The sequence below is a fragment of the Neobacillus sp. KR4-4 genome (assembly GCF_042136325.1).
GTDB lineage: Bacteria > Bacillota > Bacilli > Bacillales > Cytobacillaceae > Neobacillus.
Window position 1 is genome coordinate 34636 of record NZ_JBHHJU010000028.1, and the last position, 19718, is coordinate 54353.

Sequence of the window (19718 nt, forward strand, 5' to 3'; positions counted from 1 at the left end):
AAAAGGTTCTTCGTTTGCCGAGCTCCCCTATTCTTGCTCAACAGACGCAGGTACGTTGAACAAGTACGATATAAATAAGGTCCTACCAATTAAAGGTAACACCTTATCCCATTCTTATTTTGATTCATGTTTGTACTCTAGCACTTCTACTTTGAAACCATGACTACATCCAATTTTTGGGCTATCGCAGGATGGAGATACTCTCACTTTAACTAGGTCTTGTGCATAATTGCCAGGGATATTTCTTTCGTCAGGAACTTTGAGCCTCACGGAAACATCGTAGGAATGATTGTTGTTATAAACAATACCAACAATCCTTTGTGACTGCCAGCCAAAAAGACCATCTCTTCCATATTCATTTATTACCCTCTTATCAATAGATGGAAAAATAATATCCATAATAATATCCTCTGGTGTGACGTACCAGTTTTCTGCATAGGGTTTAATTTCCTTTGGCTCTGGAGGTTTAGCTTTAACCAAGTTATCCGTGGAAAACATTAATAAAATTGTAAAGAGAACAGTCATTTTTTTCACAATGATCGCTCCTGTATATTGTTTACAGTTTGATTTCGCATCATTAATAAATATTATCCACAACAACCAATCTGCATCTCCAAACCAAGCTGTTTGCTTGTTCAAATAAGAAAAAAATAAACCAATTTAACGTTCAACTAACCTCCCGATAGTTAAATAAGCACTAAACAGCCAATTTTGATATGCGTAAACTATCGTAATGATCATTTCAAAGGCATATGATGATAATAGATCATCTTTAATATTGTGCTTTTCTCATTACTGCGGCTATCGATGAACAAAAACTAGGCTAGGTAGTTATCCACGTACTTCGTTTTGACACCTTTAAACCGTTATATCCATTTTTTTAAATGGGCATGGAGTACATTGACATTCTTAATATGATACATGCTTTTAATAACGTACTTTCCATCATTTGAATTAATCCTGTAATGCTCGATGCCTTTTTCTTTGACGTATGTTTTCTTTGCTCTACAAGCATCGGTTACAAGCACATTTTCAGGTGTTAACTTTGAACCATTCATCTCTTCAACTTTGGTTTAACAATACGCCAAATAAAAGCTACCTTAGAGACAGTCGCTTTTGTCCAATCTCTGGCAACAAGAACACAAACCTGTTCGTGGCTGATTCCTCTGTGTTTGGAGCTGCAGCCATGGGAAGGCCTAGAATAATACATACCTTATCTCCCTCATTTCTATATATTGCTATTTATTTCTACTTTAATAGAAACAAGGAATTCATAAACTTAAATTTAGAAATAGAAAAAGCAGTTGATTTCACATTAAAGGGTTCCGTTTTCGGGTGCATAACAGTAAATTGACATACGAAATGGCATACGATTTGACGTATGCCATTTTTGTTGCCATATCAGTGTTTTCACACATTATAATGCAAAATTGACCACGGATTTTTAATGTATTATTTTAATGACAATACTTGTTGTCATTGAAAATGATAGTGCTAATTAGAGTGCCATTTTAGTTGTCAATATACGTACCAATATTAGAAGATTTTATGTAAGTTTAGGGTTTTGTTTGGTTCAAACTTATTAAGATGCTCTCTATTGCAAGCCCGCAATGGAGAATAGGACACTAAAAAAGAGTGCCAATTCCATATTAATAGGCACTCTTCTCTTTGCAATTAATTACTGTCATTTTGATTGTCATTTACCTTGCCAAATAAGGTCCTTGCACCTCAAAACGGAACCCTTTAATTTCACATCAACTGCTTTTTCTATGCTTGAATTATTCTCCCAATTTAATGTTATTTACCTTTTTGCACCTCTCAACCTAATCCGTTAGAAAGATTCCATTGCTTTTTTCATGCGAATGGTCATAATAAGTAAAAAAGCTTGAAGGTATCGAGAGAGGATTGAAAAGCACTAAGTAATCGAATTCTGAACTAAATCCCCCAATTTTAAGCTCTTAATGTTTGTTTTAAGCTAGCAAAAGCTTCAACGCTATGTTATATTTCAAAGACTATTTTACCTTTTTCATAACTTATAATTTATGTCATTATTCAACAAGTTCATCCTGGTAAAAAAGAAGGTTATTGAAAAATCTATTGCTTCAGAATTAGAACATATTCTTTATAGACTAACCTTCCCTTTTCATTCATTTTAACCACAAAATAAGGTAGCGTATTTTTTGGACGTACAAAAGATGGGAAAACTCCATTTTTTTAATTAATTATCAATTTTAAAAAATTTATCTAGCATCTTAGTAGCGTAATAATTCTAGATTTTTTAAGTGGCGTAAAATTGGAGACAAAACAAATTAATATTTGTTATATTTTATGAATATTCCGTTCTGTTTTATCTAAAAAACAAGCCTGACGGCTTGTTAGACTCCTTTATTCACAAGAAATATCAAAGCAAAGGGTGGCGAATTCAATCTTTAATAAAAACAACTAATGAATCTTTATTTATATCTGCAAGCAAACGCACAACCACTATACGGATTCAATGAATGTGTATAGCCAACATCCAAATAACCTTTTGCTTCAGTCAGGATGTTCTTTGCAAGTATTTCTTTTATTTCAATTCCCATAAGAGCACACCTCTTTTTTTTAAGTCTACCGTATAATAAAAGCCATGAGAATAGAACTTATTTTAAAAGGTTATATTTAAAGGATATATTTTTAGTTCTCAATGGATAAGATAGCTGCTGACTATTCTGCAGCTAATTTTAAAATTAATTGTAGGTGGGATGTTTGTGGAGCAACATATGAATTACCTTATCGAACATTTTGGATATTTTGGAATTATAATAGCATTAATTGGAGGAATTGTAGGTCTCCCCATTCCTGATGAAATTCTTTTAACATATGTCGGCTATAATGTGTTTCAAGGAGAATTATCTTACATACTCTCATTATTGAGTGCTTTTGTTGGAGCAGCCGGTGGCATTTCGCTTAGCTACTTTATTGGTTATAAGTTCGGTTTGCCGCTAATAAAAAAGATTGGCCCTAAGGTTCACATTACAGAAGAAAAAATCGATAGAACGAAAAATTTATTTAAAAGAGTGGGACCTGCCCTCATAATAATAGGCTATTTTATTCCTGGTGTTCGACATCTTACTGCATATGTAGCAGCACTTAACAACTTCCCTTTTAGAAAATTTTCTTTGTATGCTTTTTCTGGAGCAATCCTTTGGAGTTTTACTTTTATCACATTAGGAATAAAACTAGGAGAAAAATGGGGACAAGTTGAACTATATATGTCAAAATACAGTATTTATCTCATCTTGTTCTTTCTCCTACTCTCAGTTAGTGTCTATTTTTTATGGAGACGAAAACAGAAACTTGGAAGAGTGTGAATCTGGAATGCCTGAACCACCTCGAGATATGGCCGAACAAGTAGGGGATTTGTTGGAGAGGGTCTTTTATGTTTACAGCTATAGATTGAATTATAAATAAATATAAAATAAGCACTTTCTTAGTAACAAGATGCCTTCTTAGAAAGTGCTTTAAAAATTACAAATGAAAAATGATCCTATATTTCTAAATGGAAATTATAAATTTTCTGAAATAATACCAAAAACTATAAAATTCCAATCCAAGTCTTCACGGCAGTAACCAAAATTAAACTTCCCAAAATGACTTGCAACACTTTGGTATTCACTCTTTTCCCAGTGTTTGCTCCAATTGGTGAAGCTATTAAACTAGCAGCGACCATGATAAGTGAAGGTAAAATTGGCACTTGTCCTGTTGCGATTTTACCCGAAACAGCCCCAAGCGACGAAATAAGTGTAATGGCTAAGGAAGTGGCAATGGTCATCCTTGTTGGAATCTTTAACACAACAAGCATGATAGGCACTAACAGAAAAGCCCCCCCTGCCCCAACAATACCAGCTCCAATCCCAACGATAAAGGCGAATAATGCAGCATACCACTTATTAAATTTCACTTGTTCCAAAGGAGTATTATCGATTCCTTTTTTCGGTACAAACATCATGATAACGGCAATCAACGCTAAAATGCCATACACGATATTAATTCCGCTTTCCGGTATGTGCGTAGAACCGAATCCCCCAATAAAACTTCCGATCAAAATACTTATTCCCATATAGGCAATCAGATTTTTATTTAAGAATCCACCTTTACGGTAAGCCATAACACCGCCAATTGTCGCAAAGAAAACTTGGATAGCCGTAATCCCTGAGACTTCATGTGCTGTAAAATGACCTACCCCCAGTAAAACTGGAATGTACAATAACATTGGGAAATTAATAATTGCACCGCCAATACCTAACATCCCTGATATAAATGATCCAACAAATCCAATTAGGAAGATCGAAATGATAAAACTAATATCCATGATGTCCTCCTTTTGTAAAAAAGGGAACCCACACTGGTTCCCCATATTTTTAACTTTTTCAATCTAAAAGTTATCGAACTGCACAGCGGTTTGGACCAATTTCCATTTCTCGTTGTTGATCGAGGTCTGGATTGATTTTCCCCATATTAGTTTGACGAATTTCTTGATACGCGTTTGGCTGCGGGGGCAGGTTTTCCGTTACTATTCTTCTGAATTCATATTCGTCGTCGATATTTAAACCATGATTTTTCGCAAATAGTGTTCCTAATTTTTCTGCCACACTGCCATTTTCATTTAACTCATCAATTATCATAAAATGGGCTGGTAGAACGATAAGTTCTTCTGATAATTCTCTGTAACGGTTATAAAGAGTTTCCCTTAAATCACCAACCCAGTCTTCTGCCATACCCGCTAGGTCCGGTCTTCCGATGGAATCAATAAACAAAATATCACCAGAAAGCAGGAACTTTTCATCAATTACAAAGGAAGTGGAACCAATCGTGTGACCTGGAGAATACAATGCATGAATATTAATAATAGAATTTCCGATAGTTACATCATTACCGTCTTCTAATGGTTGATAATTAAAGGTTACTTCTGTTGCATCCTTTGGTGGAAGCCAGTAGGTTGCCCCTGTTCTTTCAGCAATGGTACGTCCACCAGAAATATGGTCAGCATGAAGGTGTGTATCAAATACATGTGTAATTTTTGCACCGATATTTTCCGCAAAATTAAGATAGCTATCAGTCATTCGTGTTGCATCAATCAGTGCTGCTGTACCGTTTGAAACCACCATGTAGGATAAACAGCCTTTACCGATCCGAACAAACTGATATAATTCGCCTTCATTATTTAGGTCTCCCACTTTAACCGGTTCTAAATATTCACTCCATGCTTTCATTCCCCCCTGAAGGTATGACACGTTTAACCCAGCATCCGATAACATTTCTGCCACCATTACCGATGAGCCTTCCTTCGCACAAACAACCACTACTTTTTTATCAGTAGGAACTTTATCTAAAATTTCTTCTACACCATCAAGCAATTCAAAATAGGGAATATTGAAATAATCAAAGTTTTCGCCTTCGATTTTCCAATCGTTAAAATCACTTTCATTCCGAACATCAAGTATAAATAACTCTTCTTTATTAAATACTTTTTTCGTTACTTCTTTTGAAGTCATTACGTTAACCGCCATTCTCCATTTACCCCCTATGGTATTTTTATAGTTAAAAAAATAGGCTAATTAAAACATTTGCTTTTGTAAAACCATCTGCAAAATGATTTATTTAAGGTCAATACCAATTGTTTTACCTTTCCACCCGCTCATACCTGGTACCACATTATTTACTTTTGTAAATCCATTTTGTGATAATTTTTGTGCAGCAAGATCACTTCGATTTCCTGTGCGGCAAACTACAAAAATTTCATCCTGTTTATTTAGTTCATTTATTCTTTCTTCCAGTTCACCTAAAGGAATTGAGGTCGCCCTTGGAATATGATTAAAAGCATATTCTGCAGCTTCTCTAACATCGATAATGACGATTTTTTCATTTGCTTCAAGTTTTTTCTCAAGATCTTCATTATTGATAACATTTGGATGTTTCTTTTCAGCGGCATCATCATTAGAAGATTTGCGAAGATAATGTTTCAATACTTCGCCTTCTTCGATCGTTCCCAAATATTGATGACCTGAACTTTCAGCCCATGCTTTCATGTCTGCTTTGGATCCTTTGTCTGTCGCTTGGACTTCTAACACTCGTCCTGCCTCAAGGGTATTCATTGCCTTTTTTGTTTTAACAATCGGCATCGGACATGCTAATCCTTTAGCATCTAAAATTTCGTTTGATTTCAAGTTTTCCAATTTTATTTCCTCCTATATACCTATAAGGGTATTATTTTTCTTAAAAAAATTTATTCAACTTTCCCTTCCCAAGTAAGCATTCCACCATCCATGTTGATTACTTTAAATCCGTAACTTTCAAGAAATTGCGCAGCACGACCACTTCTGCCTCCTGAACGGCATACCATGATATACTCTTTGGATTTATCTAATTCATGCATGCGAAACTCAACTAATCCTAAGGGAATGTTTACAGCACCAGGAATTTTTCCAGCAACAACCTCATCCACTTCACGTACATCTATGATATTTAATTTCTTTCCTTTGTTTAATAATGTTTCAACCTCTTTTGCCGTCATTTGTTTCATTTTATAGTCCTCCTTCTGTTTTGTTTAAGACTTTCCTTCGTTTTAAATAAACAGATTGACATTACCTTCCTCCGCATCTCCTAAATACGCAGCAACTCCTGCATATTCAATTGATTCTAATAACTCTTCCTGTTTAAGACCTAACAAATCCATTGTCATGGTACATGCTACTAGTTTTACATCTTGTTCCTGAGCCATTCCGATTAATTGTGGCAGTGGCAACGCGTTATGTTTTTTCATTATATCCTTAATCATTTTAGGACCGAAACCGGCAAAATTCATTTTGGAAAGACCCATTTTATCTGCGCCTCTAGGCATCATTTTTCCAAACATCTTCTCCATTAATCCTTTTTTCACCGGAACATGTTCATTTTTACGAAGGGCATTTAACCCCCAAAACGTATGAAAAATGGTTACTTCATGGTCATAAGCAGCTGCACCATTCGCAATGATATAGGCTGCCATTGCTTTATCGTAATCTCCACTGAATAATACAATTGTTGTTTTTTTCTTTTCTGTCATGTAATAACCTCCTGATGTTGTATACCTAATAGGGTATTATATTTGTCAAAAAAATTATCCTTTTTTAATCCAAAATCTTAATATTCCATTTTCTTCGTCGAATTTTAATAAATCATGTCCTCCTGATTTTGCCCAAGCAGTTAGATCATTTTTGGCCCCTTTATCCGTTGTATGGATTTCTAAAACTTGACCTGATTCAAGTTCGTTCAACGCTTTCCTTGTTTTTACAATTGGCATTGGACATGCTAAACCTTTTGCATCTAATACTTTCACAATTTTCATTGTTGAATTCCTCCTTGTTGTAAATTACCTTTACCCCTATGGGTATAATATTATTGAAAATAAAAGAGGGTGTCAACCCTTTTTTATCGGCTTTTTACTAGCAAATTAACAGCTTCTTGTACCAATTCTTCCATGCTTTTTTCACCTGGTTCATTTGCTTTTTGAACACACTCCACTAAATTGGAACTAACTATAACTCCAATAGTACGGTCGATAGCACTTCTAGTTGCAGATAACTGGGTGATAACCTCTTTACAGTCCTTGTTTTCTTCCATCATTTTTAAAATTCCTCGTAGCTGTCCTTCGATACGTTTCACTCTATTTTTCATTTGATCATTGTATTCCATTGTTTTTCCCTCCTTTAACAATTTGTTTCTTATAGGATTCATGGTAATCTCTTAAATCAATTACCATTATTTTATCCAAATCAAGGTCCTACAAATTTATTCAATGAAGCAATGACATTGACAAGCTCTATAATATACCCCCATAGGTATAGTGTCAATAGATTAATTTAAAAAATACTTATAGGAGAAAAAGACCGCAATTAATATAGCGGTCAAAGAAGGATATAAACATAAAAAAAAACTCATATACTTTTATTAATGCAACTGATTAATCGGTTTTCAATGTCCTTTGCAAATTGCTTCATCTTACCATCATTCATTAGACTAATAAAAGCTGATGGTTTGGGCATCCCAATTTTCGTTTGCCCAGAATCTTCATAAACGACTATCTTACACGGTAGGAAGTAACCAGCCATTTCATTTTCATTTAATATCCGATACGCTTCTTGGGGATTACATACTTCCAATACCCTAAACTCTTTTTGGTAGTCAAGACCTTTTTCCTGAAGCTTTTCCTTTATGTCAAAACTCCACAAAACTCCAAATTTCTCTTCCTTTAAACTTTCCTCAATACTTCGGATCGCTTCTTCCATATTCTTATCTGTAACAACTGTATAATCAAACATGATTATCTTCCTTCCGTTGATTTTATATTGATTAATAACAAATATAACGGTGAAAAAGAATTCTATTCAATTGGTAATTTTGTTCCAGTTAATACTTTATTTTAACAACTGATTTTGTTATTATTATCATATAGTTATTAAAAATAACCAAGATACTATTTGAGGTGTTGCTAGATGGTTACAGAAAATAAATTATGTAATAAAGTTGAAGAGTGCTACCATATTATGGGGAAGAAATGGATTGGCCTAATTATTCATGCATTAATGGAAGAGCCAAAAAGATTCAGTGAAATTCATGCCTTCATTCCCGATTTAAGTAAAAGAGTTTTAAATGAACGGATGAAAGAGCTCGAGGAAAATGGAATTGTGTTAAGAAATGTTATTGCAGACCGTCCGGTACGGACCGAATATTCGTTAACCAAAAAAGGGACAGAACTTGGAGGATCACTCAAAGCTTTGGAAAAATGGGCAGATAAATGGTTGTAAATTAAAAGACCCGAAATGGGGAAAAGCTAGTTACTGCTCTTATTAAATAAACCCAGAATTTTTAATCCTTATTCCATGAAACCTTATAAATGAAAAATGAATGTGTTAATTAAAATCCCCCAATGTATAGAAAATGCGACTTCAATTCTTTAAAAACAAAAACCCGAATAATGGACATTTTTCCATTATTCTGGTTTGAATTGTCAATTATTTAATTCCCCCAAAACCCAATTGGTTTTCGCACTTGTTACTCAAGTGCTTGGGCACTGCCCGCTACCTTACCATAAATTATATCCTTAATCTTAAATTATTCTCATGCATTAAACAAGATAGGGTTTCTAGTGTTTATTGGTTATAACTTTCCTTCTAACGCGACGGTGAAAAATCACAATTATTCTCCATGTAGGTATTCCTCCAACTATTAGCTAAAAGCCTTTAATTCCACTTTTCTTTTGTTTACAATACTTGTTAAAAATAGTATTAGTTCGGTGATTAAATATTATTTATGAGCATACTGTCATAATCTTAAGCAAGTAAAGTTGATTTATTAACTCATGTTTACTATAATGAAGTTAGGTTACTAAAAGTATACTCGTTACTTTTTATATATTTTTTTAGAAACGAGGTAAGGAAAATGACTATGTTAGAATCAAAAGTAATTCAAACTAGATTTGAAAAAGAAATCTTTATAGAAGAAAAATCAAACATTGAAATTAACATGTTTCGTACCTTTGATAAGAACCATCCTTTTTATGAATTTATGCTTGGACTTGATCTTATTCGAATTAGGGATAATGAGTATTATGGAAATAAAACAAGTTATGTTACTATTAGAATTTCAGATGATTTACAATCATTTTTTGTAATAGAGCCTGATGTTCAAAGCATTTTTGCCATCAAAAACAAACAAGAAAAAGAAGCAGCAATAGAATTAATTCATTATTTATTGATTGATTGATTCACAAACTTTTAAAGATGCTGTTTCAGATATGATACGTAACCTAAAGAGTGATAATGTTGTAAATGTATATGAAGTCAAGGAAGCAACCACCAAGCTGGCAGTGCTAGAAAGATTGTTAAACATTCGTAATGAAGATATAGAATTCATGATTAGAATGGAAAATATAGCTTAGAAATAAAAAGGGAGAGAAGCCTATCAAAACGGCTTTTTGCCCTTTTTTAAACGGTTTATTACATGAAAAAAAGCCTCCGGAAAAGAGGCTTTCAATATAATACATTTTTTATCGCTATTTAAAATTATGGAATAGGTCAACGTACAAAGAAAATTCTATTGTTGAAACTGTATGGTTTAATAGAAGCAGTACATAGTGGTTACCTTTTTTCAACTCTTCCATCCGCATGGCGGGCGAATCTTCCTGACTCACGCTTATTAACAGGATCTGGACGGTCCCATGGCCAGCCACCAAATTGAGTAGTTTGATAATCCTTGAACGCATCGCGAATTTCCTTCTCAGTATTCATTACAAACGGTCCATAGGATACGACAGTTTCTTGAATTGGCTCACCCTCTAAGACCAGCATATAACTCTCAGATGCTCCATTTGTAATCGTGATTTCCTGATCACCAACAAGCTTTACACGATGGTCCGTTCCAATCACTGTCTCGTCTATGTTTAGTTTATCTCCCTGATAATAGTATAGATTTCTCGTCATTGTCGTTGAAACTGACGGCAGGGTGAAGACTGCTTCCGGCTCCATCTGAATAACATAGATTCCCACATGATGATTTTTATCGTTTGCCCATGAAGCAGTGTTTGCTTCTTAACTAGACTTGCCCATCATACTTCCGGCAATCAATCTTACGGTCGTTTTCTGTCCATTCGCAGCCGCTGATTGTACTTCCGGTATATCCTCAGCCCATAACATTTTATATTCAGGATCTGCGAATTTATCTTTTGCAGGTAAATTCAGCCATATTTGAAAGAATTCAAGTGGATTACCTTTGTCCTGATGGACGAGAGGAAACATTTCAGTATGCTGGGCGCCCTTTCCTGCTGTCATCCATTGAACATCTCCATTCCCAAATCGTCCTACAGACCCATATGAATCAAAATGATCAATCAAACCTTCCAAAACGACTGTTACCGTTTCAAAACCTCTGTGGGGATGGACAGGAAATCCCGGAACCGTTTTGCCATGATACATTCTAAAACCATCACGCAACGTAAAATCCTCGCCAAGATTTCTACCTTCCAATGAAATGTTAGGACCCTGCTGTTCATTTCCTGCGGGATACGCATCCTTATGATGAACTGTCATAAGGAACGGATCTTCTGTCTCCCATGGAAATCCTAATTTTTGTATTTTCATAATTTTTTTATTCACTTCTATTTCCTCCCCTATTCTTTAACGAGTTCCTTTGTACTTCTCACAGTATCAATTGGACGAACTAATTTTTCTATTTCTTCACGTTTAATTTCTAAGAATGGAGGCAGCGATAATTTTTCGCCAAGTGTTTCATAAGGTTCGTCACCCATAAAACCAGGACCATCTGTCGCAAACTCAAATAAAATATGTGGTGTCACTCTAGCATATAAAGACTCAAAAAAGTGACGATTTACATAACCAGATGAAGGTAATCCAAAACTACTCATTCTCTCAATCCATTCTTCTAATACGGTGCGATCCTCTACTCGGAATGCAGCATGGTGTACTGTGCCATAACCTTGTCGGGATTGAGGAAGAACGGTATTGTATTCTACAATGACAGAGGCACCATTGCCGCCTTCCCCTACTTCAAATAAATGGAATGCCCCATCGGCCGCAGTCTCTTTAAATAACAAGACTTTTTCCAGCATTTCTTTAAAGTAATCAAACATCGAAATTCGCACAAAAACGGGACCTAAACCAGTAATAGCATATTCCAGTGGTATCGGTCCCTTTTGCCAAGGTGTACCAGATTCCACGCCTTTATTGAATTCATCTGAAATTAATTGGTACTGCTGATCATCAAAATCAACGAAAGAGAGAGTTTTCTTGCCAAATTGCTCATTGATTCCAGTATGTTTGACTTCTAAACGATCAAAACGTTTTACCCAATAGTCTAATGCTGCATCACTTGGTACACGGAAAGAGGTTTTAGAAATCTCGTTTGTGCCATGTACACCTTTAGGAATGCCTGGGAAGTCAAAGAACGTCATGTCAGTGCCTGCGCTGCCCTTATCATCGGCAAAGAATAAATGATAAGTTTGAATATCATCTTGATTAACTGTTTTTTTAACTAACCGCATACCTAAAACATAGGTGAAAAATTCATAGTTCTTTTCTGCACTACTTGTTATAGCTGTTACGTGATGTATACCTTTTAATTCGTTCATTTTATTTTCCTCCTAGAAATTTAGAATTTTTATGATAAGTTTGGTTTGTTTATCAATACTCCTCAATGGGTGTTAGATTTTTTTCAATTTCATCTCTGCGATCTTCTAAAAATGGCGGTAATACTAATTTTTCACCAAGTGTTTCGATACTATCTCCATCGGCGGTGAAACCTGGCCCATCGGTTGCAATTTCAAATAGAATTCCGTTTGATTCACGGAAATACAGGCTCTTAAAGTAGAAGCGATCTACGATGCCAGAAGAATGGAAGCCACGTGCTCGTACTTGCTTGTCCCAAAATTCGAGCTCCTCATCGTTTTTTACACGAATTGCTAAATGATGAATACTGCCACGACCTGGTTTTTCAGAAGAACCATCTAAATATTTCACGACGATTTCTCCAAAAACCTCTCCTTTGATGGATTGAAAAATCGCTTCTTCATCTGTTCGGCTTATCTCTGTATAGCCAAACATGTCTGTAAGAGTGCTTCCTAGTTTATCAAGTCTTCGTACCGTCATTTCCACAGAGCCCATTCCTTGAATTTGGTGCTCGTTGGGTACATCAGATTTTTCCCACGTTTCCCAGTGTTGTACTTTTGCGCCGTTAGAGACTAGAAGTACCATCCGTAAACCTTCAGAGTCTTCAAAGTGTAAAGCAGGATGATTGGCATACGTTGTAATGCCACTATTGGTTACACCATGTTCCTCAAAACGTGCTTTCCAATAGGCTAGACTTGCTTCTGATGGTACAAGTAAACCAATTTTTGTAATAGCATTTGTCCCACGATGTGTATGACCAACTAATGGAATTTCAAAGAATGATAGTTCAGTACCAGGGCTACCTGTTTTATCCCCGAAAAATAAGTGATACATCGATGGATCATCTTGGTTCACCGTTACTTTCACACGACGTAAACCAAGCACATGACGGTAAAAGTGATTATTTTTACTTGCATTTTTTGTAATCATTGAAATGTGATGATGCCCTGCAATTTTATACATAAAATTATTCCTCCTCTTTCAGTTAACTAGTCAAGTGAAAATTAAAAAATAAATCATCATCCAATTACCACAAGTAAAAGAATCCTTATTTTTCTAATTTATTCTCAGTATGTTTTTGTAGCTTACTCATCAGATTATATAGTGTTTTTTGCTCTTCCTCTGTTAAGCACTCATTGAGAATGGACGTTTGGAAAGTAAGTTGGTGTTCAAAAACTTCATTCATTTTACCTTCCCCTCTATTCGTTAAGGTAATCCATTTGGTTTTCCAGTCTTGCTTACGCTGTATATATCCCTCTTGCTCAAGTCGAGTAAGCATACGAGAAATTCCACCCTCCGACACCGTTACTTTGGTGGCAAGTTGACTTTGTGTGATCGGCTGATAAGTCGAAACCTGGTTTAATACATCAAACTGTGCAGCTGTGATCCCGTATTGTTTTAAGAAATCATTTGATAACAAATTACTTTGATGTGTAAATCGAGCAATACGCAACCAAATTAATGAACCAAGTGTATTTTTTCTCAACATGACTCATCTCCTCTCGTTACTATCACTTTACACCTCAAGTGAATAAAATGCAAGAAAAATATCTTGAATTCAAGATATTTTTCTTGCTCTTATTTTTAAATCTACAGGTACTTTGACAATACTTCAATGACAGCTCTAGCTCTTCATATAAGTTATGTGTAAGGGCGTGTTGTAAGATAACGCCCATTCAGCAATTTTTAAACAGTTTTCCAGTCAGCTGCAAATTTTTCAAGTCCTTGGTCTGTTAATGGATGTTTTGATAATTGCTCAATAACCTTGAAAGGAATGGTTGCAATATGAGCTCCAGCCAACGCTACACGGGTTACATGATCAGGATGACGTACAGATGCGGCAATAATTTGTGAATCTAGATTTTGAACTCGGAACATCTCGGCAATTTTTGCAACAAGTTCTACCCCATCTTCATTAATATCATCTAAACGTCCTAAGAATGGTGAAACATAAGTTGCTCCGGCCCGTGCTGCCAACAATGCCTGGTTCACACTAAAAATCAGGGTAACGTTGGTTTTTACACCTTTTTTAGTTAAATAGCGGCAAGCCTCTAGACCATCAAGTGTCATTGGAAGCTTGATGGTAATATTCTTATCCCCGCCGTTAATTTTAATAAGCTCATCTGCTTCTGCAATCATTTGGTCAGCAGTTAACGCATTAGGTGTTACCTCGGCTGAAACTGACTCTACTTCTGGAACGGCATTTAAGATTTCTGCAATACGATCTTCGAATTTCACGCCTTCTTTAGCAACTAATGAAGGGTTAGTTGTAACACCAGATAACACACCAATTTTATAAGCCTTTTTGATTTCTTCTAGATTTGCAGTATCTATAAAGAATTTCATAATCGTTTCCTCCAATTTTTTTATAAAGTATTTATTAGTTCTCTTCGACAGTATGTCCACCAAATTCATTTCTAAGTGCTGCTACCACTTTACCGGTAAGGGTATCATCTTCAAGCGAGCGATAACACATTAGTAATGACATAGCAATGACTGGTGTTGCTGTTTTGAGGTCTAAGGCTGCCTCTACAGTCCATTTTCCATCACCTGAGGAGTGCATAATCCCTTTAATTTCTTCCAAATTTGGATATTTTGAGAATGCATTTTTTGTTAATTCCATCAGCCATGAACGAATAACGGATCCATTATATTTTGTCCTAAGTTTAACCCCATTTTTCCTAAACCAATAAGTCCTCCCTTCATTATGTTCTCCTCCAATGTTGTAAAATAATATAATACATGTTATAAGATACTTTTCGAAATACAGACAACATGATCAACGGTAAATCCAAACTGCTTAAAAACTGCAACTCCATCACCTGATTTCTCCCATATTCTAGCTTCTGACTTTCGTTGCAAGCTTTTTATCTTTAATAGTAATAACAATATCTGCCATTCCTACAAATAATCCGTTATCAACTACACCTGGTATATGGTTAAGGTTTTTCTCTAACTCTCCTGGATGTGTAATTTCTTGAAAACTGCTGTCTATAATATAGTTACCGTTATCTGTTAGATAAGGGGTCCCATCCATTTGTCTCAGCTTCGGACTGCCTCCAAGTTCCCTGATATGTTTTACTGTCATTTCGTAACCAAATGGAACCACTTCTATCGGCAGTGGAAAAGTACCTAATGTATCTACATTTTTATCAGAGCCAGCAACGACAATGAAATTTTTAGCTGCATTCGCGATTATTTTCTCTCTTAAAAGAGCACCTCCGCCGCCTTTAATGAGATTCAATTCAAGATCTACCTCATCTGCTCCATCAATCGTGACATCAATTTGCTCAATTTCATTGAACGACACAAGTGGTATGCCAAGTTTTATCGCTAATTGTTTCGTTTGTTCAGAAGTAGGAACTCCTTTAATTGAAAGTCCCTGCTTTACTAACTGACCAAGCTTAGTGATGGTATAAAATACAGTAGAACCTGTACCGAGACCAACTACCATGCCGTCTTTCACATATTCAAGAGCTTTTTCTCCAACTTCTTTCTTTTCATTCAAGGCTTTATCTCCCTTCATCTAAAGTTGGGATTTCTCCATTAATAATTTGTCCATTGTATTTCAACTTGTTCCCATGCCTTCTGAAAGATTTGAGTTTCAGGAGTGTCCTTTCTTACAATTACATTCGTTTATTAATTATGTCCCTTAATATTTAGTGTCACAGGACTTCGATTATAGTATTCACTTCCTAATCATTTTATTATTTGTGATTTTTTAAGGTTATCTTTATTAATCTCGGTAACTTTATGTAACCTTAATATATCTTAATTTTGAATTTCGTCAAGTAAAGTATCTCAAATTAAAGATAAATTTAAATACCACTCTGCCAAACCTATATCTTCTAAGCTCACCTCAAAAAAATAAATATAAAAAACCAATCGATCATTGTCGATTGGCTATTGGCTAAATTATTAGTCCTGATATTTTAAACTCTTTACGAACATTAATAGTGAAATATTATAGAGGAGTTATTTAGGTCTTTTTATTTCAAAAATCTCACCGATTTTCGCATAATTATTTCCAGCCAGCCTGCTTACTGCTGCTAAGCCCCTTGGATCTATCCTTCCATTTTCATAAATATCATTTTCAACATGAAATTGAACAACTTTTCCTATAATAAAATCACACCCAGGTGTATCCAAACCTCCTAATTCTAAGGAATGCTCTAATGTGCATTCCATTCGAATTTTCGCTTCTTTTACACCAGGAACAGAAATCTTAACACTGTCTAATGGGGTTAATTTAGCTAAATCTATTTCACTTTGATCAGGAGGAAGATTTGCAGCTGTTTTATTAATGTTATCAACATTAAGTTCGTCAACAATATGAATGACAAATTCCTTAGATTCTATGATGTTTCTAGCTGTATCCTTCTGTCTCCCCGCTGAGCGCTGAATAGATAATGAAATCATGGGGGGATTGGATGAGACGATATTAAAATAACTAAATGGCGCACCATTCAGAACGCCTTCTTTTGAAATCGTTGTAACGAAAGCAATTGGCCTAGGAATAATACTTCCTATTAAAAATTTATAATTTTCTCTTTCAGACATGGAAACTGGATCAATCGAAAGCAAGGATATCATTTCCTTTCACAAAATTAGTCTAATATTCTTACATCAAATGGAAGTAAACCCTGTTCTATTTGTGCTCTATTTGCTTCATATTGATCAGGTAACATCAACTTTTTACCCATTGTCTCCTGTGATTCATCATGTGCGAATCCTGGAGGATCAGTAGCAATTTCAAATAAAATTTCCCCATGTTCCCTGAAGTAAATAGCATTGAAATAATTTCTGTCTTTTACAGGAGTGACACCATATCCATTTGCCGCCACATACTTTTGCCAATCCAATTGGTCTTGATCATCAATAGCTCGCCATGCAATGTGGTGAACTGTGCCTACACCCATTTGCCCGCGCCCAATCGGAGTTAATTTAAGGTCAATAACATTTCCAATATCAGCAGGGGAACGATATCGAGCGAGATCTCCTTCCTTACCCACTGATTCAAGTCCCATTACTTTCTCTAACAAATCAGCGGTCTTGTTAGGTTGGGTTGACAATAGAGTAGCTCCACCAAACCCTTTAATGGCAACCTCAGGTGTGACTTCTCCAAAGGTCCATGAATTAACTTCTCCTTCTTCTCTTTCAACAATTTCCAAGTGAAGCCCATGTGGATCATCAAATTCCAAATATTGCTCTCCGAAGCGGTCCATTTTAGTAAAAGGAATATTGAACTTTTCTAGTCTTTGTTCCCAAAATCCCATGGCACCTTTTGGTACAACATAGGATGTGACTCCTACTTGACCGTCACCGATAATGCCTTGACGGGCTCCTGCCCATGGAAAAAAGGTGATAATTGTCCCTGGCTTCCCACCTTCATTCCCAAAATAAAGGTGATACGTACCTGGATCATCAAAATTAACCGTTTGCTTGACTAAACGTAAACCCAATACTCCTGCATAGAAATCTACGTTCTCTTGCGGATGACCGACAATTGCAGTGATATGGTGAATACCCATTGTCTTTTTACTCATTTTTAACATCTCCTTTTGCATATTAAATATAGTTAAATATAGTTAATTATAGTTAAATATAGGACGTTGATACCTTATTTTGTTCTTCATTATGATTTTAAAGTCTCATAAAATTTATTTTAATTTAAGAATCTCTATTTCAAGATATTTTAGAATAAAAATGCATCCAGTGCATATTGACCCGGACCGATTAAAGCTATACCAATAGCAACTGCAAGTAGGGTTAGGTTATATTCATAACCATTTGAGGTTGCCCATAAACCGTTTGGAGCATGCACTTTAACGATCGCCATTACCATCGTCCCTGCAATCATAATTCCTGCAAGCGGGGTAAGAAGTCCTAAAGTAAACAAAATTCCTCCAATAAGTTCTGCTAATCCTGCGAAAAGAGCCATTGTAACCCCTGGTTTCATACCAATGGATTCAAACCAGCCACCTGTACCTTTTAAACCATAACCACCAAACCAACCAAACAATTTTTGAGCACCGTGACCAATGAATAAAACACCAATTACCAAACGAATTATTAATAAACCAATATTTATCATCTTAATATCCTCCTAAATGTTTTTATCTCGAATTCGAGGTATTATTTTTTAAAAAAAGTTGAACTTTACTCCTTACTTTATTCAAAATATTGCTCGGCAATCATCTGGACAGGTATTTCATCTCAATAACCCGTTTCACCTCCTAATAAATCTTGAAATTAAATATCTTGAATATGAGATAATATTAGTACTTATAATAATTTTTGTCAATAACCTTTTTTATTTATTTGTTTCAATTTTTAAAACGAATTTACATTGTACTTATTACATATTCAGCATCCGTTAAAAACTAAGAAAAGGCCGCTTATTAAGCAGCCTTTATTATTAAACAAATTAACGATATTTGTTTATTATCTTTAAGAAGGCTCGGTGACCCTGTTTAAATTTTCTTCAACTCGGTCAAAATCCTTTCCCTACAAAATGATTACAACGATTATGTTCATATTGGTCCAAATCAGCATTAACACTTTCCACTTGAATGGTCGCATGTTCCAAATCAAAAGTATCGTGTAATTCTCTTAATGCATTCTTTAAAATCGAGTCATGATTAGGATATGAAATCACCAAGTGACAGCTAATCGATGGAAAATTTGATGTGATACTCCACACATGAAAATCATGCATACTTACCACACCTGGAATTTGAAGTAATGTTTCTCGCACCTTTTCAACATCTAAGTTCGCTGGTCTGCCTTCCATCAGCATGTGAACGGCATCGTTGGAAATTCCAATCCCACTCTTTAAAATTAATAGGGAAACAATTAAACTTGTAATCGGATCGGCAATGGTCCAACCAAAATACATAATCAGTAAGGAAGCAAGAATAGCACTAACAGAACCCAGTAAATCACCAATTACATGTAAAAAAGCAGCTCTCATATTAATGTTATCACTAGTTTCTGATTGATGCATAATCCAAGCGACAATTATATTCACGAACGCGCCTATACTAGATATCAAAAGCATACCCGGACCTGAAATTACTTGAGGTTCAGTAAAACGGTGAAATGATTCCCACATAATTAAAATAGAAATAACAATTAATAGAACCCCATTAAATAAAGCTGATAAAATTTCCAAGCGCTGATAACCAAAGGTTTTACTCTCGCTTACCGCCCGTCTTCCTAAAATAAGAGCTAGTAATCCCACTCCCAAGGAAATGGAATCACTTAACATATGTCCAGCATCTGATAGAAGAGCTAGACTATTTGTCAACTTCCCTCCAATGTACTCTAAAACCATAAAAACGGTAATAATGAGAAACGCGACCATCAAAGCTTTTTTATTTTGATTGTGATGAGTGTGATTGTGCCCCATAGTACCTCCTTTGCCATTAAAAAATTTCATTTTAAAGTTTTTTTGGGGAAGAATTTTTTCTAATCTATTATTCAATCTAATAAGAAAATATATTCGACTGAATCTAG

At 35.3% G+C, this 19718-nt stretch carries 24 protein-coding genes and 3 pseudogenes; 4 read left to right on the forward strand and 23 right to left on the reverse strand.

The genetic code is table 11. The features are described 5' to 3' along the window. Positions 1–114: 114 nt before the first annotated feature. The 3 genes and pseudogenes from ACE198_RS22435 to ACE198_RS22445 all read right to left on the reverse strand — a co-directional run. A complete protein-coding gene (locus ACE198_RS22435) occupies positions 115–525 on the reverse strand; it encodes a hypothetical protein (RefSeq protein ID WP_375377157.1) in 411 nt (136 codons plus the stop codon). 135 nt (positions 526–660) lie between these two features. Next, positions 661–1186 (reverse strand): annotated as a pseudogene (locus ACE198_RS22440) (IS1595 family transposase); the annotation flags it as partial. Between the two features lie 1273 nt (positions 1187–2459). Then, positions 2460–2582, reverse strand: a pseudogene (locus tag ACE198_RS22445) (radical SAM protein); the annotation flags it as partial. A gap of 165 nt (positions 2583–2747) precedes the next feature. Here ACE198_RS22445 and ACE198_RS22450 point away from each other — a divergent pair. After that, positions 2748–3350 carry a DedA family protein gene (locus ACE198_RS22450; protein WP_375377114.1) on the forward strand — a complete coding sequence of 201 codons (603 nt, stop codon included), beginning with the start codon at positions 2748–2750 and terminating at the stop codon, positions 3348–3350. Between the two features lie 224 nt (positions 3351–3574). Here the strand turns inward: ACE198_RS22450 and ACE198_RS22455 are convergent, their stop codons facing one another. From ACE198_RS22455 to ACE198_RS22490, 8 genes are all read right to left on the reverse strand, one after another. Continuing rightward, positions 3575–4351, reverse strand: a complete 777-nt coding sequence (locus ACE198_RS22455) for a sulfite exporter TauE/SafE family protein (protein WP_375377115.1) — start codon at positions 4349–4351, stop codon at positions 3575–3577. 70 nt (positions 4352–4421) lie between these two features. Further along, positions 4422–5549, reverse strand: a complete 1128-nt coding sequence (locus tag ACE198_RS22460) for an MBL fold metallo-hydrolase (RefSeq protein WP_375377116.1) — start codon at positions 5547–5549, stop codon at positions 4422–4424. A gap of 87 nt (positions 5550–5636) precedes the next feature. After that, positions 5637–6215: a sulfurtransferase TusA family protein gene (locus ACE198_RS22465; protein WP_375377117.1), complete on the reverse strand. Its 579-nt coding sequence runs from the start codon at positions 6213–6215 to the stop codon at positions 5637–5639. A 50-nt stretch (positions 6216–6265) separates the two neighbouring features. Then, a complete protein-coding gene (locus ACE198_RS22470; protein ID WP_375377118.1) occupies positions 6266–6562 on the reverse strand; it encodes a rhodanese-like domain-containing protein in 297 nt (98 codons plus the stop codon). A 42-nt stretch (positions 6563–6604) separates the two neighbouring features. Next, positions 6605–7084 carry a DsrE/DsrF/DrsH-like family protein gene (locus ACE198_RS22475; RefSeq protein WP_375377119.1) on the reverse strand — a complete coding sequence of 160 codons (480 nt, stop codon included), beginning with the start codon at positions 7082–7084 and terminating at the stop codon, positions 6605–6607. A gap of 54 nt (positions 7085–7138) precedes the next feature. Continuing rightward, positions 7139–7366: a sulfurtransferase TusA family protein gene (locus ACE198_RS22480; RefSeq protein WP_375377120.1), complete on the reverse strand. Its 228-nt coding sequence runs from the start codon at positions 7364–7366 to the stop codon at positions 7139–7141. A gap of 83 nt (positions 7367–7449) precedes the next feature. Continuing rightward, positions 7450–7713 (reverse strand): metal-sensitive transcriptional regulator, encoded by a 264-nt coding sequence (locus ACE198_RS22485; protein WP_098571243.1) that lies wholly within the window; start codon positions 7711–7713, stop codon positions 7450–7452. A 242-nt stretch (positions 7714–7955) separates the two neighbouring features. After that, positions 7956–8339 carry a DUF302 domain-containing protein gene (locus ACE198_RS22490; protein WP_375377121.1) on the reverse strand — a complete coding sequence of 128 codons (384 nt, stop codon included), beginning with the start codon at positions 8337–8339 and terminating at the stop codon, positions 7956–7958. A 174-nt stretch (positions 8340–8513) separates the two neighbouring features. On the opposite strand from ACE198_RS22490, the gene ACE198_RS22495 reads away from it, so the two are divergent. The 3 genes from ACE198_RS22495 (at position 8514) to ACE198_RS22505 (ending at position 9958) form a co-directional block, all read left to right on the forward strand. Then, a complete protein-coding gene (locus ACE198_RS22495; protein ID WP_375377122.1) occupies positions 8514–8825 on the forward strand; it encodes a winged helix-turn-helix transcriptional regulator in 312 nt (103 codons plus the stop codon). A gap of 634 nt (positions 8826–9459) precedes the next feature. Beyond that, positions 9460–9783 carry a hypothetical protein gene (locus ACE198_RS22500; protein WP_375377123.1) on the forward strand — a complete coding sequence of 108 codons (324 nt, stop codon included), beginning with the start codon at positions 9460–9462 and terminating at the stop codon, positions 9781–9783. Positions 9784–9814: 31 nt separating this feature from the next. After that, on the forward strand, positions 9815–9958 hold the full coding sequence (locus ACE198_RS22505; RefSeq protein ID WP_375377124.1) for a hypothetical protein: 144 nt from the start codon (positions 9815–9817) through the stop codon (positions 9956–9958). A gap of 199 nt (positions 9959–10157) precedes the next feature. Here the strand turns inward: ACE198_RS22505 and ACE198_RS22510 are convergent, their stop codons facing one another. The 12 genes and pseudogenes from ACE198_RS22510 to ACE198_RS22565 all read right to left on the reverse strand — a co-directional run bounded on the left by ACE198_RS22510 (position 10158) and on the right by ACE198_RS22565 (position 19611). After that, positions 10158–10544, reverse strand: coding sequence for a pirin-like C-terminal cupin domain-containing protein (locus ACE198_RS22510; protein ID WP_375377125.1), 387 nt, complete (start codon positions 10542–10544; stop codon positions 10158–10160). Between the two features lie 63 nt (positions 10545–10607). Further along, positions 10608–11171, reverse strand: coding sequence for a pirin family protein (locus ACE198_RS22515; protein WP_375377126.1), 564 nt, complete (start codon positions 11169–11171; stop codon positions 10608–10610). Positions 11172–11185: 14 nt separating this feature from the next. Beyond that, positions 11186–12163 (reverse strand): ring-cleaving dioxygenase, encoded by a 978-nt coding sequence (locus ACE198_RS22520; RefSeq protein ID WP_375377127.1) that lies wholly within the window; start codon positions 12161–12163, stop codon positions 11186–11188. Positions 12164–12215: 52 nt separating this feature from the next. Further along, positions 12216–13163, reverse strand: a complete 948-nt coding sequence (locus ACE198_RS22525) for a ring-cleaving dioxygenase (protein ID WP_375377128.1) — start codon at positions 13161–13163, stop codon at positions 12216–12218. An 85-nt stretch (positions 13164–13248) separates the two neighbouring features. Next, positions 13249–13686 carry a MarR family winged helix-turn-helix transcriptional regulator gene (locus ACE198_RS22530; protein WP_375377158.1) on the reverse strand — a complete coding sequence of 146 codons (438 nt, stop codon included), beginning with the start codon at positions 13684–13686 and terminating at the stop codon, positions 13249–13251. A 200-nt stretch (positions 13687–13886) separates the two neighbouring features. Beyond that, complete coding sequence (gene fsa / locus ACE198_RS22535) at positions 13887–14546, reverse strand: fructose-6-phosphate aldolase (protein ID WP_283873361.1); 660 nt, start codon at positions 14544–14546, stop codon at positions 13887–13889. 34 nt (positions 14547–14580) lie between these two features. Next, positions 14581–14850 (reverse strand): annotated as a pseudogene (locus tag ACE198_RS22540) (phosphogluconate dehydrogenase (NAD(+)-dependent, decarboxylating)); the annotation flags it as partial. Positions 14851–15039: 189 nt separating this feature from the next. Further along, complete coding sequence (gene rpiA, locus ACE198_RS22545; protein ID WP_375377129.1) at positions 15040–15708, reverse strand: ribose-5-phosphate isomerase RpiA; 669 nt, start codon at positions 15706–15708, stop codon at positions 15040–15042. Between the two features lie 467 nt (positions 15709–16175). Further along, on the reverse strand, positions 16176–16784 hold the full coding sequence (locus ACE198_RS22550) for a flavin reductase family protein (protein WP_375377130.1): 609 nt from the start codon (positions 16782–16784) through the stop codon (positions 16176–16178). Between the two features lie 23 nt (positions 16785–16807). Then, positions 16808–17746, reverse strand: a complete 939-nt coding sequence (locus tag ACE198_RS22555; protein ID WP_375377131.1) for a ring-cleaving dioxygenase — start codon at positions 17744–17746, stop codon at positions 16808–16810. Positions 17747–17895: 149 nt separating this feature from the next. Further along, positions 17896–18294, reverse strand: a complete 399-nt coding sequence (locus tag ACE198_RS22560; protein WP_375377132.1) for a DoxX family protein — start codon at positions 18292–18294, stop codon at positions 17896–17898. 399 nt (positions 18295–18693) lie between these two features. Continuing rightward, positions 18694–19611 carry a cation diffusion facilitator family transporter gene (locus ACE198_RS22565; RefSeq protein WP_375377133.1) on the reverse strand — a complete coding sequence of 306 codons (918 nt, stop codon included), beginning with the start codon at positions 19609–19611 and terminating at the stop codon, positions 18694–18696. Positions 19612–19718: the final 107 nt, after the last annotated feature.

Excerpts from the sequence above, each read along its gene's own strand:
- ACE198_RS22435 (WP_375377157.1), bottom strand. The coding sequence starts at position 525 with ATGACTGTTCTCTTTACAATTTTATTAATGTTTTCCACGGATAACTTG.
- ACE198_RS22455 (WP_375377115.1), bottom strand. The coding sequence starts at position 4,351 with ATGGATATTAGTTTTATCATTTCGATCTTCCTAATTGGATTTGTTGGA.
- ACE198_RS22460 (WP_375377116.1), bottom strand. The coding sequence starts at position 5,549 with ATGGCGGTTAACGTAATGACTTCAAAAGAAGTAACGAAAAAAGTATTT.
- ACE198_RS22470 (WP_375377118.1), bottom strand. The coding sequence starts at position 6,562 with ATGAAACAAATGACGGCAAAAGAGGTTGAAACATTATTAAACAAAGGA.
- ACE198_RS22475 (WP_375377119.1), bottom strand. The coding sequence starts at position 7,084 with ATGACAGAAAAGAAAAAAACAACAATTGTATTATTCAGTGGAGATTAC.
- ACE198_RS22480 (WP_375377120.1), bottom strand. The coding sequence starts at position 7,366 with ATGAAAATTGTGAAAGTATTAGATGCAAAAGGTTTAGCATGTCCAATG.
- ACE198_RS22485 (WP_098571243.1), bottom strand. The coding sequence starts at position 7,713 with ATGGAATACAATGATCAAATGAAAAATAGAGTGAAACGTATCGAAGGA.
- ACE198_RS22490 (WP_375377121.1), bottom strand. The coding sequence starts at position 8,339 with ATGTTTGATTATACAGTTGTTACAGATAAGAATATGGAAGAAGCGATC.
- ACE198_RS22495 (WP_375377122.1), top strand. The coding sequence starts at position 8,514 with ATGGTTACAGAAAATAAATTATGTAATAAAGTTGAAGAGTGCTACCAT.
- ACE198_RS22500 (WP_375377123.1), top strand. The coding sequence starts at position 9,460 with ATGACTATGTTAGAATCAAAAGTAATTCAAACTAGATTTGAAAAAGAA.
- ACE198_RS22505 (WP_375377124.1), top strand. The coding sequence starts at position 9,815 with ATGATACGTAACCTAAAGAGTGATAATGTTGTAAATGTATATGAAGTC.
- ACE198_RS22510 (WP_375377125.1), bottom strand. The coding sequence starts at position 10,544 with ATGGAGCCGGAAGCAGTCTTCACCCTGCCGTCAGTTTCAACGACAATG.
- ACE198_RS22520 (WP_375377127.1), bottom strand. The coding sequence starts at position 12,163 with ATGAACGAATTAAAAGGTATACATCACGTAACAGCTATAACAAGTAGT.
- ACE198_RS22525 (WP_375377128.1), bottom strand. The coding sequence starts at position 13,163 with ATGTATAAAATTGCAGGGCATCATCACATTTCAATGATTACAAAAAAT.
- fsa (WP_283873361.1), bottom strand. The coding sequence starts at position 14,546 with ATGAAATTCTTTATAGATACTGCAAATCTAGAAGAAATCAAAAAGGCT.
- ACE198_RS22555 (WP_375377131.1), bottom strand. The coding sequence starts at position 17,746 with ATGAGTAAAAAGACAATGGGTATTCACCATATCACTGCAATTGTCGGT.
- ACE198_RS22560 (WP_375377132.1), bottom strand. The coding sequence starts at position 18,294 with ATGATAAATATTGGTTTATTAATAATTCGTTTGGTAATTGGTGTTTTA.
- ACE198_RS22565 (WP_375377133.1), bottom strand. The coding sequence starts at position 19,611 with ATGGGGCACAATCACACTCATCACAATCAAAATAAAAAAGCTTTGATG.